This is a genomic window from Xanthobacter lutulentifluminis (assembly GCF_043194675.2).
Classification (GTDB): Bacteria; Pseudomonadota; Alphaproteobacteria; order Rhizobiales; family Xanthobacteraceae; genus Xanthobacter.
In genome coordinates this window covers 370,242-384,180 of the sequence record NZ_CM195525.1, presented here as the reverse complement: position 1 = coordinate 384,180, position 13,939 = coordinate 370,242, and the positions used below count along the sequence as shown (strand labels likewise).

General features: G+C 69.5%; 13 protein-coding genes. 8 read left to right on the top strand and 5 right to left on the bottom strand.

Features of this window, described 5'->3' with window-relative positions:
* Positions 1–20 precede the first annotated feature (20 nt).
* Together V5F49_RS01730 and V5F49_RS01725 are read right to left on the bottom strand one after the other, a co-directional pair.
* Positions 21–1,538, bottom strand: coding sequence for an aldehyde dehydrogenase (NADP(+)) (locus tag V5F49_RS01730; protein ID WP_394118456.1), 1,518 nt, complete (start codon positions 1,536–1,538; stop codon positions 21–23).
* Complete coding sequence (locus V5F49_RS01725; RefSeq protein ID WP_394118455.1) at positions 1,535–2,341, bottom strand: NAD-dependent epimerase/dehydratase family protein; 807 nt, start codon at positions 2,339–2,341, stop codon at positions 1,535–1,537. Before V5F49_RS01725 ends, V5F49_RS01730 begins: the two co-directional genes overlap by 4 nt.
* A 254-nt stretch (positions 2,342–2,595) precedes the next feature.
* Here V5F49_RS01725 and V5F49_RS01720 point away from each other — a divergent pair, with 254 nt between their 5' ends.
* The 8 genes from V5F49_RS01720 to V5F49_RS01685 all read left to right on the top strand — a co-directional run bounded on the left by V5F49_RS01720 (position 2,596) and on the right by V5F49_RS01685 (position 10,716).
* A complete protein-coding gene (locus V5F49_RS01720) occupies positions 2,596–3,288 on the top strand; it encodes an FCD domain-containing protein (RefSeq protein ID WP_509210729.1) in 693 nt (230 codons plus the stop codon).
* Between the two features lie 102 nt (positions 3,289–3,390).
* Positions 3,391–4,296 carry a 5-dehydro-4-deoxyglucarate dehydratase gene (gene kdgD / locus V5F49_RS01715; protein ID WP_394118453.1) on the top strand — a complete coding sequence of 302 codons (906 nt, stop codon included), beginning with the start codon at positions 3,391–3,393 and terminating at the stop codon, positions 4,294–4,296.
* An 8-nt stretch (positions 4,297–4,304) separates the two neighbouring features.
* The gene (locus V5F49_RS01710; RefSeq protein WP_394118452.1) at positions 4,305–5,441 is read left to right on the top strand and encodes a mandelate racemase/muconate lactonizing enzyme family protein; all 1,137 of its coding nucleotides are present in this window, start codon (positions 4,305–4,307) and stop codon (positions 5,439–5,441) included.
* A 1-nt stretch (position 5,442) separates the two neighbouring features.
* Positions 5,443–6,315 carry an amidohydrolase family protein gene (locus tag V5F49_RS01705; RefSeq protein ID WP_394118451.1) on the top strand — a complete coding sequence of 291 codons (873 nt, stop codon included), beginning with the start codon at positions 5,443–5,445 and terminating at the stop codon, positions 6,313–6,315.
* 64 nt (positions 6,316–6,379) lie between these two features.
* A complete protein-coding gene (locus V5F49_RS01700) occupies positions 6,380–7,387 on the top strand; it encodes a TRAP transporter substrate-binding protein (protein ID WP_394118450.1) in 1,008 nt (335 codons plus the stop codon).
* Between the two features lie 85 nt (positions 7,388–7,472).
* On the top strand, positions 7,473–8,012 hold the full coding sequence (locus V5F49_RS01695) for a TRAP transporter small permease (protein ID WP_394118449.1): 540 nt from the start codon (positions 7,473–7,475) through the stop codon (positions 8,010–8,012).
* Positions 8,012–9,292: a TRAP transporter large permease gene (locus V5F49_RS01690; RefSeq protein ID WP_394118448.1), complete on the top strand. Its 1,281-nt coding sequence runs from the start codon at positions 8,012–8,014 to the stop codon at positions 9,290–9,292. Before V5F49_RS01695 ends, V5F49_RS01690 begins: the two co-directional genes overlap by 1 nt.
* Before the next feature lie 233 nt (positions 9,293–9,525).
* The gene (locus V5F49_RS01685; protein WP_394118447.1) at positions 9,526–10,716 is read left to right on the top strand and encodes a serine hydrolase domain-containing protein; all 1,191 of its coding nucleotides are present in this window, start codon (positions 9,526–9,528) and stop codon (positions 10,714–10,716) included.
* Positions 10,717–10,776: 60 nt separating this feature from the next.
* Here the strand turns inward: V5F49_RS01685 and ppk2 are convergent, their stop codons facing one another.
* From ppk2 to V5F49_RS01670, 3 genes are all read right to left on the bottom strand, one after another.
* Positions 10,777–11,856, bottom strand: coding sequence for a polyphosphate kinase 2 (gene ppk2 / locus V5F49_RS01680; RefSeq protein WP_394118446.1), 1,080 nt, complete (start codon positions 11,854–11,856; stop codon positions 10,777–10,779).
* A gap of 473 nt (positions 11,857–12,329) precedes the next feature.
* Positions 12,330–12,827, bottom strand: coding sequence for a hypothetical protein (locus tag V5F49_RS01675; protein ID WP_394118445.1), 498 nt, complete (start codon positions 12,825–12,827; stop codon positions 12,330–12,332).
* Positions 12,828–12,943: 116 nt separating this feature from the next.
* Positions 12,944–13,936: a Bug family tripartite tricarboxylate transporter substrate binding protein gene (locus tag V5F49_RS01670; RefSeq protein WP_394118444.1), complete on the bottom strand. Its 993-nt coding sequence runs from the start codon at positions 13,934–13,936 to the stop codon at positions 12,944–12,946.
* Between the last annotated feature and the right edge of the window lie 3 nt (positions 13,937–13,939).

The window sequence follows — 13,939 nt, the reverse complement described above, 5'->3', positions numbered from 1 at the left end:
TCGGGGAGCCTGCGGCCCGCTCATCCACGCAGATCCTCGGGCAGCAGCGCCTCCGGCAGGTTCTGGTAGCTGACCGGCCGCAGGAAACGCCGGATCGCCATGGTGCCCACCGATGTGGCGCCGAAATTGGTGGAGGCGGGGTAGGGGCCGCCATGCACCATCGCCTCGCCCACCTCGACCCCGGTGGGAAAGCCATTGGTCAGCACGCGCCCGGCCTTGCGCTCCAGCACCGGCATCAGGCGCCGCGCCAACGGCAGGTCGGCGTCGTCCATCTGCAGGGTGGCGGTCAGCTGGCCCTCGAGGCCGCGCGCGAGGGTCTCCATCTCTGCCGCGTCGTCCACCCGCACCAGCAGCCCGAGCGGGCCGAACACCTCGTGCGCGAGAGCCGGATCGGCCATGAAGGCTGCGCCGGTGGTCTCGAACAGCGCAGGTGCGCCGTTGCGGCCCTGGGCCTGCGCGCACAGCGCCCGGCGCACGGCCGCCTTTTCCGCCAGCGCATCGCGGCCGGAGCGGAAGGCGGCGGCGATGCCGTCCGTCAGCATGGGCTGGGGCGCCACCGCCGTCAGGCCGTCGAGCGCAGCGGCGGCGAAGGCGTCGGCGTCGGGACCGGCGATGGCGATGGCCACGCCCGGATTGGTGCAGAATTGCCCCACGCCCTGGGTCAGGGAGGCCGCCCAGCCGGTCCCGATCTGCACCGCCCGCGCCTTGAGGGCGTGGGGCAGCAGGAACATGGGGTTGACCGCGCCGAGCTCGCCGTAGAACGGGATCGGCGCCGGGCGCGACATGGCGAGGTCGAACAGGGCGCGCCCGGCCTTCAGCGATCCGGTGAAGCCCACGGCGGTGATGAGCGGATGGCGCACCAGCGCCGCGCCGGCTTCGATCGTGTCCGAATGGACAAGGCTGAACACGCCGGGGTCTATGCCGCGCGCGCGGATGGCATCGAGGATGGCCTCGGCCACGATCTCGCTGGTGCCGGGGTGGGCCGGATGGCCCTTCACCACCACCGGGCAGCCGGCCGCCAGCGCCGATGCGGTGTCGCCGCCGGCGGTGGAGAAGGCGAGGGGGAAGTTGGAGGCGCCGAACACGGCGACCGGTCCAATGGGACGCTGCATCAGCCGGATGTCGGGGCGCGGCAGGGGCGCGCGGCCGGGCAGGGCGATGTCGTGCCGGCGGTCGAGATAGGCGCCGTCGCGGACATGGCCCGCGAACAGACGCAACTGGCCGGTGGTGCGCCCCCGCTCGCCCTCGATCCGCGCCGCGGGAAGGCCGGTCTCGCGGGTCGCGATCGCCGTCAGGGCGGCGCCGCGGGCCTCGATGGCGTCGGCGATGGCCTCCAGGAACAGCGCCCGCTCGGCGCGCGAGGTGTCGGCGAAGGCCGGGAAGGTGGCTTCGGCGGCGGTGGCGGCAGCGTCCATGTCGGCCGGCGTGCCACGCGCGAAGCTGCGGGCAGGTCCCTCCACCGGCCGGTTCTCGAATGTCTCCGTGCCGGCGACCCAGGCGCCGGCGATGAGGTGACGGCCTTCGGGCTCAACGCTCATGGCTGGTCTTCCGGAAAGATGGGATCGGCGACGAAGGCGCCGCCCTGATACAGCGCGAGCGGCTCGCCGGAGCCGGGGCGGGGGACGGTGGCATCGAGCTCGGCGCGGAAGCGTTCGGCATTGTCGCGCGGCCGCCAGCCGAGGAAGGCGGCGGGCGTGTTGTCCCACCATTTGCTGTCATTGTCCGAGATGCCCCAGATGATCGGGCAGCCGAGCAGCGGCGCGCGGAAGACGCAATCGATCAGCGCCGCGAAATCATCGTAGGACATCCAGGTGGACAGCATGCGGTGGTTCTTCGGCTTGTCCATGCAGCTGCCGATGCGCACCAGCGCCGTTTCCTGCCCGAACTTCTCGAAATACATGCGGGCGAGCGCCTCGCCGAAGCATTTGGACACGCCGTAGAGGCCGTCCGGACGCATGGGGGCGGTGGCGTCGATGGCCCGGTCTTGCCGGTAGAAGCCGACCGTGTGGTTGGAGGAGGCGAACAGGATGCGCGGCTGGCCGGTGGCGCGCGCGGCTTCATACAGATTGTAGAGGCCGAGGATGTTGGCGTTGAGGATCTTGGAGAACTTGTCCTCCACCGATACGCCGCCCAGATGCAGGATGCCGTCGCAGCCTTCAACCAGCGCATGGACGGCGGCCGCATCGCCGAGGTCGCACGGCACCAGCTCCTCGTGGGGGGCGGCCTCGCCCAGGTCCGCAATGTCGGAGAGGCGCAGCGTCTGCGCCACATGGGAAAGGCGTCCGCGCATGGCCCTGCCGAGCCCTCCCGCGGCGCCTGTCACGAGCAGTCTCTTGAGCATTCCCCCTCCCGGGTCGTGTGTTCACGCATCATGTGGATGCAAACTTATCATATATGTATGTGGCGACTTCTCAAGGCTGGCGGCGGCGCGGCGCAACTTGTACCAAACTTGACATATCACTAAGGCCGGTGCTCTGCTCGCCGTGCTGCGGACAACCGATGGGGATGCGCGTGACCAGCCAGACCGATGGAACGGCGAGAGTGCGGAGCGCGGCGCGTCCTTCGGTGCGTGCCGGGCGCGGCTCGGAGACGCTGGTGGAGCGCGTCAGCGACACCTTGCGGCAGGCCATCCTGTCCGGGCAGTTCCCGCCGGGCAGCAAGCTGCCGAGCGAGGCCCAGCTGACCGCCGCCCACGGCGTGAGCCGCACCGTGGTGCGCGAGGCCATCGCAGCCCTCAGGGCGGATCGTCTGGTGGAGGCGCGCCAGGGCGCCGGCGTGTTTGTTCTGGAGCCTCAGCCCAGTCCGCCTGTCGCGCTTCAGGGCATTGATCCGGAACGGGTTTCATCCACCATCGAGCTGCTCGAGCTGCGCACGGCGGTGGAGGTCGAGGCCGCCGGCCTTGCCGCCCTGCGCCGCTCTCCGGCTCAGGAGGAGGTGATCCTCGACCGGCACTTCGCCGTGCGCGAGGCGCTGGAGGCCGGCCGCGTCACCAGCGAGGCGGATTTCGCGCTGCATCTCGCCATCGCCGAGGCCACCAACAATCCGCGCTTCCCCGAATTCCTGACCCTGCTGGGGCAGAACGCCATTCCCCGCGCCGCCCTGCGTTCCGACGCGCCGGAAAAGGATTCGGCCTACATCAAGCTGATCGACAGCGAGCACAGCCGGATCGTCGCCGCCATCTCCAACGGCGATGAGGATGCCGCGCGCGAGGCCATGCGCGAGCACCTGCGCGGGAGCCAGTCCCGCTACCGCGCGCTGCTGCGCGATCAGCGCAAACTTATCATATAAGTTATTGACGCATCCGCGCCGCGCATGTATGACAACTCTGCCCGGGTGCTGACCGTCCGCGAGAGACGGAGCCCGCGGCACCGGCGAGGCAGAGGAGCTCCCATGACACCGCAGGACATCAAGGTCGCCCTCGGCGCCGGACTTCTGTCCTTCCCCGTCACCCATTTCGATGCCGAGGGCCGCTTCCACGCGGAAAGCTACGCCCGCCACGTGGAGTGGCTGGCCAGCTACCCGGCGCCCGTGCTGTTCGCCGCCGGCGGCACCGGCGAGTTCTTCTCGCTCGCCCCGTCCGAAATCCCCGCCGTCGTGCGCGCCGCCAAGGAGGCATCGGGCGACACCGCGATCGTCTCCGGCTGCGGCTATGGCACCGAGATCGCCGTGGAGATCGCCCGTGCCGCCGAAAAGGCCGGCGCCGACGGGCTGCTGCTGCTGCCCCACTATCTCATCGATGCGCCGCAGGAGGGCCTCTACGCCCACGTGAAGGCGGTGTGCGACGCGGTCGGCATCGGCGTCATGGTCTACAACCGCGACAACAGCGTCCTCCAGGTGGAGACGCTGGCGCGCCTGTGCGACGCCTGCCCCAACCTCGTCGGCTTCAAGGACGGCACCGGCCAGATCGGTCTTGTGCGGCAGATCACGGCGGTGATGGGCGACCGGCTCACCTATCTCGGCGGCATGCCCACGGCGGAACTGTTCGCCGAGGCCTATCTCGGCGCCGGCTTCACCACCTATTCCTCGGCGGTGTTCAACTTCGTGCCCGGCCTGGCGGTGGAGTTCTACGACGCCCTGCGGGCCGGCGATCGCGCCACCTGCGAGCGGCTGCTGAAGGACTTCTTCTATCCCTTCATGACCATCCGCAACCGCCGCAAGGGCTATGCGGTCTCCGCCATCAAGGCCGGCGTGCGCCTGCAGGGCTTCGACGCCGGCAAGGTGCGCGCGCCCCTCGACGACCTGACCGGGCCGGAAGAGGAGATGCTGGCCCAGCTCATCGCTCCCTACCGGCGCTGAGGCGGGCCATGAGGATCGCGGCGGTCCGCACCCACCTTCTGGAGCACCGGCTGGCGGTGCCGTTCGAGAGCGCGTCCATGCGCTTCGACCGGCGGGTCCATGTGCTGGTCGAGATCGTCTGCGACGACGGCACCGTTGGCTGGGGCGAATGCCTCGGCCCCGCTCGCGCCAATGCGGCGGTGGTGGAGGCCTACGCCCCCTGGCTCATTGGCGCCGATCCGCTGGAGACGGAGAAGCTCTGGGCCCGGCTCTACAATGCGCTGCGCGATCAGGGCCAGCGCGGCCTCACCATCACCGCCTTGTCGGGCATCGACATTGCGCTGTGGGACATCAAGGGCAAGCATTTCGGCGCCTCCGTCGCCACCCTGCTCGGCGGGCGCTTCCGCGAGAGCGTGAAGGCCTATGCCACGGGCAGCTTCAAGCGCGACGGCGTGGACCGCGTCGCCGACAATGCGCAGGAGATGGCGGAGCACGCCGCCGCCGGCTTCCATGCCGCCAAGATCAAGATCGGCTTCGGCGTGGAGCAGGATCTGGAGGTGGTCCGCGCGGTGCGTGCCGCCGTCGGGCCCGAGATGCGGCTGATGGTGGACGCCAACCACGGCTACGACGTGCTGGAGGCCGTCGCCTTCGGTCGGCGCGCGGCGGACCTCGGCATCGACTGGTTCGAGGAGCCGGTGGTGCCGGAACAGCTCGACGCCTACCGGGCGGTGCGTGCCGGCCAGCCGATCCCGGTGGCGGGCGGCGAGACGTGGCACACCCGCTGGGGCATGCGCGAGCCCATCGAGACGCGCGCCGTCGACATCATCCAGCCGGATGTCTGCGGCGTGGGCGGCTTCACCGAGGCCCGGCGGGTGGCGGACATGGCCGCCCTGCATGGCGTGCGGCTCGTGCCGCACGTCTGGGGCACGGCGGTGCAGATCGCGGCCGCGCTCCAGTTCATGGCGGCGATGGTGCCGAACCCGGTGCGGGTCAACCCCATCGAGCCGATCCTCGAGTTCGACCGCACCGAGAACCCGTTCCGCCAGGCGGTGGTGACGCGCCCCATCGAGCATGTGGCCGGCGTCGTCGCCATCCCCGACGGACCCGGCCTCGGCATCGAGATCGACCGCGCGGCTCTGGCCGAATTCCGCATGCGGGAGGCCTGAGATGCTGGTGCGCACCCTGTCCGGCCGCCCGCCGCAGCCGCCGCTGCCGAAAGGCACCATCGACACGCAGATGCACATGTACCAGCCCGGCTTCCCGGCGCTTCCGGGCGGTCCCGGCCTGCCCGCCGGCGCGCTGCCGGATGCGGACCAGTACCGGCAGGTGATGGGCTGGCTCGGCATCGACCGGGTGGTCGTCACCCAGGGCAACGCGCACCAGCGCGACAATTCCAACCTTCTCGTCTGCCTCGCCGAGATGGGCGCGGCGGCACGCGGCGTGGCGGTGATCGACGGCACCACGACCGAGGCGGAGCTGGACCGCCTGTCGGCGGCGGGGATCGTCGGCGCCCGCATCATGGATCTTCCCGGCGGGGCCGTGGGCCTTGCCGATCTGGAGGCGGTGGACGCCCTTGCCGCCGCGCGCGGCTGGATGCTGGCGGTGCAGTTCGACGGCTCGCGCATCCTCGATCATCTGCCGCGGCTGGAACGCCTCGCGTCGCGCTGGGTGCTGGACCACCACGGCAAGTTCTTCTCCGGCGCGTCCCCGGACGGCCCCGAGGTGGCGGCCGTGAAGCGGCTGATGGACCGGGGGCGGACCTGGTTCAAGTTCGCCGGCGTCTACGAATCCTCGAAGGTCGGGGCGCCGGAATATGACGACGTGGCATCGGTGGCCCGCGTGCTCGCCGCCCACGCCCCGGAGCGCATCGTCTGGGGCACCAACTGGCCGCACAATCTCGCGAAGACGAGCGCGGACTATCCCGACGACGCGACCCTCACCGAGACCGTGCTCGGCTGGCTGCCCGATGCGGCCGCCCGCCAGCGCGCGCTCGTGACCAATCCGCAGGAGCTCTTCGGCTTTCCGCCCATGGGGGCCTGAACACCCAAACGACACACATCGGCATCGCCAGGGCCCATCGGGCCCGCCGAACAGGGAGGAAGACATGGGACATCACACACGACGGCGCGCCCTGTCCGCGGCGCTGGTCGCGGCGGTTCTGTCCGCGGCCGGGCTCGGCCTCGGCGTGGAGGGCGCGCGGGCGCAGCAGATCACCCTGCGCTCGGCCGACATCCACCCGGCCGGCTATCCCACCGTCGAGGCGGTGAAGTACATGGCCGACCTCGTGGCCGAGCGCACCAAGGGGCGCATCAAGATCGAGGTCTATCCCAGCGCCGTGCTGGGCGGCGAGAAGGACACCATCGAGCAGACCAAGTTCGGCGTGATCGCCCTCGACCGGGTGAATGCCGGCGCGCTCAACAACGTGGTGCCCGAGACGGTGGTGCTGGGCCTGCCGTTCCTGTTCCGCGACACCGAGCACCTGCACAAGGTGCTGGACGGCCCGATCGGCGATGAGATCCTCGCCGGCTTCACGCCCAAGGGCTTCATCGGGCTCGCTTATTACGATTCCGGGGCGCGCTCCTTCTACACCACGCGCAAGCCGGTGAAGAGCCTCGCCGACCTCAAGGGCCAGAAGATCCGGGTGCAGCAGTCGGACCTGTGGATCGCCATGATGAGCGCGTTCGGGGCGAACGCCACGCCCATGCCGTTCGGCGAGGTCTATTCCTCGCTGGAGACCGGCGTCGTGGACGGGGCCGAGAACAACTGGCCTTCCTACGAGTCCTCCCGCCACTTCGAGGTGGCGAAGAACTACACCCTCACCGAGCACTCGCTGAACCCCGAGATCCTGATGATGTCGAAGATCGCCTTCGACCAGCTCAAGCCGGAGGATCAGGCCATCATCCGCCAGGCGGCGAAGGATTCCGTGGCGAAGATGCGCGAGCTGTGGACGGCCCGCGAGAAGGTCTCGGAGGAGAAGGTCCGAGCCTCGGGCGTCAACGTCATCAAGGTCGACAAGGCGGAATTCCAGGCCGCCATGAAGCCGGTCTACGACCGCTTCGTCACCGATCCGAAGCAGAAGGATCTCGTCGCGCGGATCCAGGCCGTCAAATAGGCCGCCGCCGGTGCGGCGCCCCCGTGATGAACGGGCGCCGCACCGCGCAAGGCAGGTCCAGACAAAGTGTTGGGAGGAAATGACAATGCGGGGCTTCCTGGTCACGGCCCGCGCCGTGCTGGACAAGATGAGCACGGCCGCGCTCTGGCTCTCCGGGATCGGCCTGGTGACGATGACGCTCATCGTCGGCTGGCAGGTGTTCTCGCGCTACTGGCTGAACGATTCCCCCAACTGGTCCGAGCCGCTGTCGCTGCAGCTCATGAGCTGGTTCATCCTGTTCGGTTCGGCGGTGGGCGTGCGCGAGAGCGTGCACCTGGGGCTGGACCTCGTGCGCCACAACATGCCGGCTGCGGTGCGGCGGGGCATGGACCTCGTCAACCTCGCCCTCATCGCCGCCTTCGGCGTGGCCATGGCCTATTACGGCACCGTGCTCGCCCAGGGCACCTGGGGCTCTGTGGTGCCGGTGCTGGGCTGGCCCGGCGGGGTGGACTTCTTTCCGCTCATCGGCGGCGGCGTGCTGATCGCGCTGTTCGCCGCCGAGCGCTTCCTGGACGTGCTCGTCGACGTGCCGACACCGGCCGAGGAGCACGGCGACGAGGCCTGCGGCGCCGAGGAGGTGGCCTGATGTCCTACACGATCCTGTTCGGCTCCTTCACCGTGCTGATGATCCTCGGCATGCCGATCGCCTTCTGCCTCGGCATCGCCTCGCTGGCGACGGTGCTCTACATGGGCCTGCCGCCCATCGTGGTGTTCCAGCAGCTCAACTCCGGCATGAACGTGTTCGCCATGATGGCGATCCCGTTCTTCATCTTCGCCGGCGACCTGATGGTGCGCGGCGGCATCGCCAACCGGCTCATCCGCTTCGCAGCCGGCCTCGTCGGCCACGTGCGGGGCGGCCTCGGGCAGGTGAACATCGTCACCTCGACCCTGTTCGGCGGCATCTCCGGCTCGGCGGTGGCGGACGCTTCCGCGGTGGGCGGGCTGATGATCCCGCAGATGGTGAAGCGCGGCTATGACGCCGGCTACGCCGTCAACGTGACGGTCAACGCCGCCATCATCGCCCTGATGATCCCGCCCTCGCACAACATGATCCTGTATTCCATCGCGGCCGGCGGCAACGTGTCGGTGGCGGACCTGTTCACCGCCGGCATCATCCCCGGCCTGCTGCTGGCGGCGGCGCTGATGGTGACGGCCTACGTGGTGGCGGTGCGCCGCGGCTATCCGGCCGAGCCGTTTCCCGGCTTCGCCCGGGTGGGAGGCTATCTCCTCGCCTCGGTGCCGGGGCTGCTGCTCATCGCCATCATCTTCGGCGGCGTGCGCTCGGGCATCTTCACCGCCACCGAGAGCTCATGCGTCGCGGTTCTCTACGCCTTTCTGGTGGCGGTGTTCGTCTATCGCGAGCTGGACCTCGCCGGTTTCATCCATGCGGTGCTCGGCGCGGTGCGCACGACCGCCATGGTGCTGCTCGTGATCGGCACCGCGGCCTCGTTCGGCTGGCTGATGGGCTTCCTGCAGGTGCAGCAGCTGATGATCGGCGCCATCCGCGCGGTGGCCAATGATCCCATCACCGTGCTGCTGCTGGTGAACGTGGCCCTGCTGGTGCTCGGCACCTTCATGGACATGGCGCCCATGATCATCATCGCCACCCCGGTGCTGCTGCCGGTGGTGAAGGCCTTCGGGGTCGACCCGGTGCATTTCGGGGTGATCATGATCCTGAACGCCGGCATCGGCCTCAACACGCCGCCGGTGGGGACCGTGCTGTTCGTCGGCTGCGCGGTGGGGCGCATATCCATCCGCGAGGCGATGCGCACCATCTGGCCCTTCTTCGGCGCCTCCATCGCGGTGCTGATGCTCGTCACCTACGTGCCGGCGCTCACCCTCTGGCTGCCGAGCCTGTTCCGCTGACAGGTTTCCCGCCTCCCGGCTCGAGCCGGGAGGTGGATTCGCGCTGGCGCCGTCGCGCCGGCACGGGCACGGCGCCGCGGGGGCGTCCGCTTGCCCGGAGCCCGGAGTGACGGCGCCGGTCGGGTTGCCGGTGCCGGGACGCCCGGTGAAAGCGCCTCTCCTCGCGCGCCGGCTTGGCCTTGGCCCTGGCGCCGGGCTGGCCGATACTGCGCCGCCGTTTGAGGAGACACCCGATGAAACCCCTGTTCGCGCGCCTCGCCGCGCTTGGCCTCGCTGCCTGCGTTGCGGCCTCCTGCGGGTCAGGCGCCCGCGCCATGGAGAGCCTGGACAGCTATCTCGCGCAGGTGCGGGCCCGCTACGGACTGCCGGCGCTGGCGGCTGCGGTGGCGCGCAACGGCGAGATCATCGCCGCCGGGGCGGTGGGCACGCGCGTCGCGGGCAAGGACATCCCCGTCACCCTGGAGGACCGCTTCCACCTCGGCTCCGACACCAAGGCGCTGACCGCGACGGTTGCCGGCACGCTGGTGGACGAGGGCAAGATCAAGTGGACCACCACCCTCGGCGAGGTGCTGGGCAAGAAGGTGCAGGGCATCAACCCGGCACTCGCCGCGGTGACGCTGGAACAGCTGCTGGACCACACCAGCGGCATCCCCTCCGACACGCCGGAGATCATCGACATCTACTTCAACCCGGTGGAGTTCCAGAAGGGCCCGACCGACCTGCGCCTCGACGCGCTGGAGCGCTGGAAGGCCCACGCGCCGCAGGTGCCGAAGGAGGGCTCCCCGTTCCAGTACGCCAACCTCGGCTACATCTTCGCCGGCGCCATGCTGGAGGAGGTCTCCGGCCAGTCGTGGGAGCAGCTGGTGCGCGAGCGCATCTATGAGCCGCTGGGCCTGAAGACGGCCGGCTTCGGCCCGCAGGCGACCTTCGGCCGGTATGACGCGCCGTTCGGCCACTCCATCGACGACAAGGGCGTGGTGACGCCCATCGGCTGGGGCTCGGCGGCGGACATTCCGGCCGTGACGGGCCCCGCCGGCATCGCCCACATGTCGGTGCTGGATTTTGCCCGCTGGGCCGACTGGAACGCCGGCGGCGGCAAGCGCGGCCCGGCCATCGTCAAGCCCGAGACCCTGGCCGAGATCCATCGCCCGCGGGTGAAGACGCCGCCGTTCAAGGACCCGCCCCCCGGCACGCCCGCAGCGGGTGAATACGCGTTCGGCTGGGGCATCGTGGCGTTCGACTGGGCCAGGGCGCCGGTGCTGACGCACAACGGCTCCAACAGCATGAACCTCGCGAAGGTGCTGGTGGAGCCGGTGAGCCAGCTCTCGGTGGTGGTGGTGACCAACTATCCCGAGCAGCAGGCGGAAAAGGCCGCGCGCGAGGTCCAGCAGCATCTCTACGAGATGTTCCGCGACCGGCGCTGAAAACGCGGACGGGGCGCGCCGCAGGTGGCGCGCCCCGTCGCTTCAGGTGTCCAGGGCGTCTCAGCGGGTCAGGCTGAATTCGCCGCGCTCGTGGATGGTGTTGGCGCGCCCGACGATGAGATTGTCCACCACGCCGATGCGCTTGGGATCCTTGCCCGTATAGGGCAGGGAGTGCAGCACGTAGCGCATGGCATTCAGGCGCGCGCGCTTCTTGTCGTCGGACTTGACGACGGTCCAGGGCGAGTCGGCCGTGTCGGTGTGGAAGAACATGCCTTCCTTGGCGCGGGTGTAGTCGTCCCACTTGTCGAGGGAGGCGAGGTCCACCGGCGAGAGCTTCCACTGCTTCAGCGGATGCACCTTGCGCTCCTTGAAGCGACGGCGCTGCTCATCCTGGCTCACCGAGAACCAGAACTTGATGAGATGGATGCCGCTGCGCGCGAGGTTGCGCTCGAACTCCGGCGCCTGGCGCAGGAACTCGCGATACTCGTCGTCGCTGCAGAAGCCCATCACCCGCTCGACGCCGGCGCGGTTGTACCAGGAGCGGTCGAACAGCACGATCTCGCCCATGGTGGGCAGGTGGCTGACGTAGCGCTGGAAGTACCACTGTCCGCGCTCCACCTCGCTGGGCTTCTCCAGCGCCACCACGCGGGCGCCGCGCGGATTGAGGTGCTCCATGAAGCGCTTGATGGCGCCGCCCTTGCCGGCCGCGTCGCGCCCCTCGAACAGGATGATGACGCGCTGGTGCGATTCCTTCACCCACGACTGCAGCTTGAGCAGCTCGGTCTGCAGGATGAACTTCTCGCGCTCGTAGTCGCGGCGCAACATCTTGTACTTGAACGGATATCCGCCGGTGCGCCAGTCGTCCGACAGCTCGTCGCTGGTGACACGGGGTTGGCCGCCGGGCTTGGGAAGGCCGAGCGACCGGCGCAGGCGCACCGCATCGTCCGGCGCGGCGCCGGCGATGATCGCCTCGAGGCCCTCCCTGGAGGTGCCGGCATCGGCGATGGCCTGAACGGCGTGCACGCCCGCCTCCTGGGCGGCCTCACGTCGTTCCTCGGCAAGGCTCGCCTCCACTGCCGGCGGCACATCGCCCGCCGGGCCGTCCGTCGTCTGAAGGTTGTCGAGTTCCGAGCTGGCCATTCCATTCCTCTTTCTGCTCGGCCGCGCTCCGCGGCGGCCGGCGTTTGCGACACATGCGTCCCCACGTCGCGCGGGAACCCCTCGACGTGTTGGAAAGACTGCATCTTAGCCGGCTGATGGGCCTTGACGAAGATCAAACCGCGTCATGTCCCGCCGCGCGGCCAGAAACGTAAAAAAGTAATAAATATCAGAGTCTTGATGCCAAAAACGAGCCCTGCGCCGGCCGCGGGGCTGGTGCGAGGCTTGCACGGCACACGGGCAGCGCGCCCAGCTGCGGTGTCGCAGGTATCAGGGGATAGTGTATGGGGCGGAAATTGCCGAGCGCCACCGTCCGGGATGGACCGGCACGGCACAGCTGTGAGGCGCGTGAAGAGGTGGCGGGCAGGCAGGCAAGGCGGTCAAGCCGCCCAGGCCCGCGACGACCGGCCTCGCCGGAGGCCGGCACCAGGCGGGAGCTCAGACCGGCGGGGCCCTCAGACGAGCGTGTCGGTGTGCAGGCTGTCCCGCAGGCTGGTGAGGAAGGTGTGGAACGCATCCCCCAGATCGCCCACCAGCGCCTTCACCTCCGCCGGGGTCGGGGCATGGCCGTCGAGGGCATCCACGAAGCTCGCCACGTCGGAATGCACCGTGTCGTGCAGCGTGGTCAGGCTCTCGCCGACGGCGCCGAGCTTCTCGGAGAACAGGCTGTCCCAGGTCACATGCAGGTCGGATGCGACCTCGCTCGCCTGGGTGGTCGCCACCGTATGCAGGTTCTCCAGCGCCGAGACCACCTGGCCGAGCGCATCCTGCACGTCGCCGAGATTGATGCTTTCGGAAAGCAGCGTATGCAGCGTGTCCGTCCGCTCCTGCACCTGCTCCTGGATCTGCGCGAACACCTCCTCGGTGCGGCTCTCCACCTTGTCCAGCACGTCCGCCAGCTGGGGATTGGCGCTGGCGAGGGCCGACCAAACGTCGTTGAGGGAGCTGGTCACGGGACACCTTCCGGCAGGGATCACGGGGCAGGACTACTATTGTACGCCGGCCGCCGCCCCGTCAATCACCGGGGCACCGTCGCCGGTGGCAGGCTGCCGCCGGCGACGGCGCGGTCTCATTCCGTCAGCGAGGCGCCGGAGGCCTTCACCACCGGTCCCCACTTGGCCAGCTCCGCCTTCACGTGCTCGCCGAGCGCGGCCGGCGTGGAGCCGACGGTCACGGCCGACAGGTCGGCAAGGCGCGCCTTCACGGCCGGGTCCGCCACTGCCTCGGCGCCGGCCTTGGCCAGCGTGTCGATGATGGCCATCGGCGTGCCGGCGGGGGCGAAGATGGCGTTCCAGGAATAGGTCTCGTAACCGGGCAGGCCGGATTCCGAGACGGTCGGCATGTCGGGGGCGGCGGGCGAGCGCTCCTTGGTGGTCACGGCGAGGCCGATCACGCCGCCCTTGCGGATCTGGCCGATGGAGGAGGGCAGGTTGTCGAACATGATCTTCACCTGCCCGGCCACCACGTCCAGCAAGGCGGGGCCGGCGCCCTTGTAGGGCACGTGGACCATCTTCACCCCCGCCATGCTCTCGAACAGCGCGCCCGACAGGTGCAGCGGCGTGCCGATGCCCGAGGAGGCGTACTCGTACTTGTCGGGGTTGGCCTTCAGCAGCGCGATCAGCTCGCCCACGGTCTTCACGTTGAGCGAGGGGTGGACGACCACCACGTTGGGCACGTTCACCAGCAGCGAGATGGGGGCGAAATCCTTGACCGGATCATACGGCATCCTGGTGTAGAGGGCCGGGTTGATGGCATGGGTCGCCACCGTGCCCATGAGGATGGTGTAGCCATCCGGCGCCGCCCGCGCGACCGCCGCCGCGCCCGCATTGCCACCGGCGCCGGCGCGGTTTTCCACCACGATCTGCTGCTTGAGGATCTCGCTCATCTTGGCGGCGATGATGCGGGCCACGATGTCGGTGGACCCGCCGGCCGCGAACGGCACCACCATGCGGATCGGACGGTCGGGATAGGTCTGTGCCACCGCGGGGCCGGCGGCGAGGCCGAGCGCGAGGGCGGCGATGCCGGCGAGGGATTTCAGGCGATTCTTTATGGTGATTTTCATGGG

What these genes read in the sequence shown, in the direction of transcription:
- V5F49_RS01730 (WP_394118456.1), bottom strand. Translation starts at nt 1,538, where the DNA reads ATGAGCGTTGAGCCCGAAGGCCGTCACCTCATCGCCGGCGCCTGGGTC.
- V5F49_RS01670 (WP_394118444.1), bottom strand. Translation starts at nt 13,936, where the DNA reads ATGAAAATCACCATAAAGAATCGCCTGAAATCCCTCGCCGGCATCGCC.
- ppk2 (WP_394118446.1), bottom strand. Translation starts at nt 11,856, where the DNA reads ATGGCCAGCTCGGAACTCGACAACCTTCAGACGACGGACGGCCCGGCG.
- V5F49_RS01725 (WP_394118455.1), bottom strand. Translation starts at nt 2,341, where the DNA reads ATGCTCAAGAGACTGCTCGTGACAGGCGCCGCGGGAGGGCTCGGCAGG.
- V5F49_RS01710 (WP_394118452.1), top strand. Translation starts at nt 4,305, where the DNA reads ATGAGGATCGCGGCGGTCCGCACCCACCTTCTGGAGCACCGGCTGGCG.
- V5F49_RS01695 (WP_394118449.1), top strand. Translation starts at nt 7,473, where the DNA reads ATGCGGGGCTTCCTGGTCACGGCCCGCGCCGTGCTGGACAAGATGAGC.
- V5F49_RS01690 (WP_394118448.1), top strand. Translation starts at nt 8,012, where the DNA reads ATGTCCTACACGATCCTGTTCGGCTCCTTCACCGTGCTGATGATCCTC.
- V5F49_RS01705 (WP_394118451.1), top strand. Translation starts at nt 5,443, where the DNA reads ATGCTGGTGCGCACCCTGTCCGGCCGCCCGCCGCAGCCGCCGCTGCCG.
- V5F49_RS01685 (WP_394118447.1), top strand. Translation starts at nt 9,526, where the DNA reads ATGAAACCCCTGTTCGCGCGCCTCGCCGCGCTTGGCCTCGCTGCCTGC.
- V5F49_RS01700 (WP_394118450.1), top strand. Translation starts at nt 6,380, where the DNA reads ATGGGACATCACACACGACGGCGCGCCCTGTCCGCGGCGCTGGTCGCG.
- kdgD (WP_394118453.1), top strand. Translation starts at nt 3,391, where the DNA reads ATGACACCGCAGGACATCAAGGTCGCCCTCGGCGCCGGACTTCTGTCC.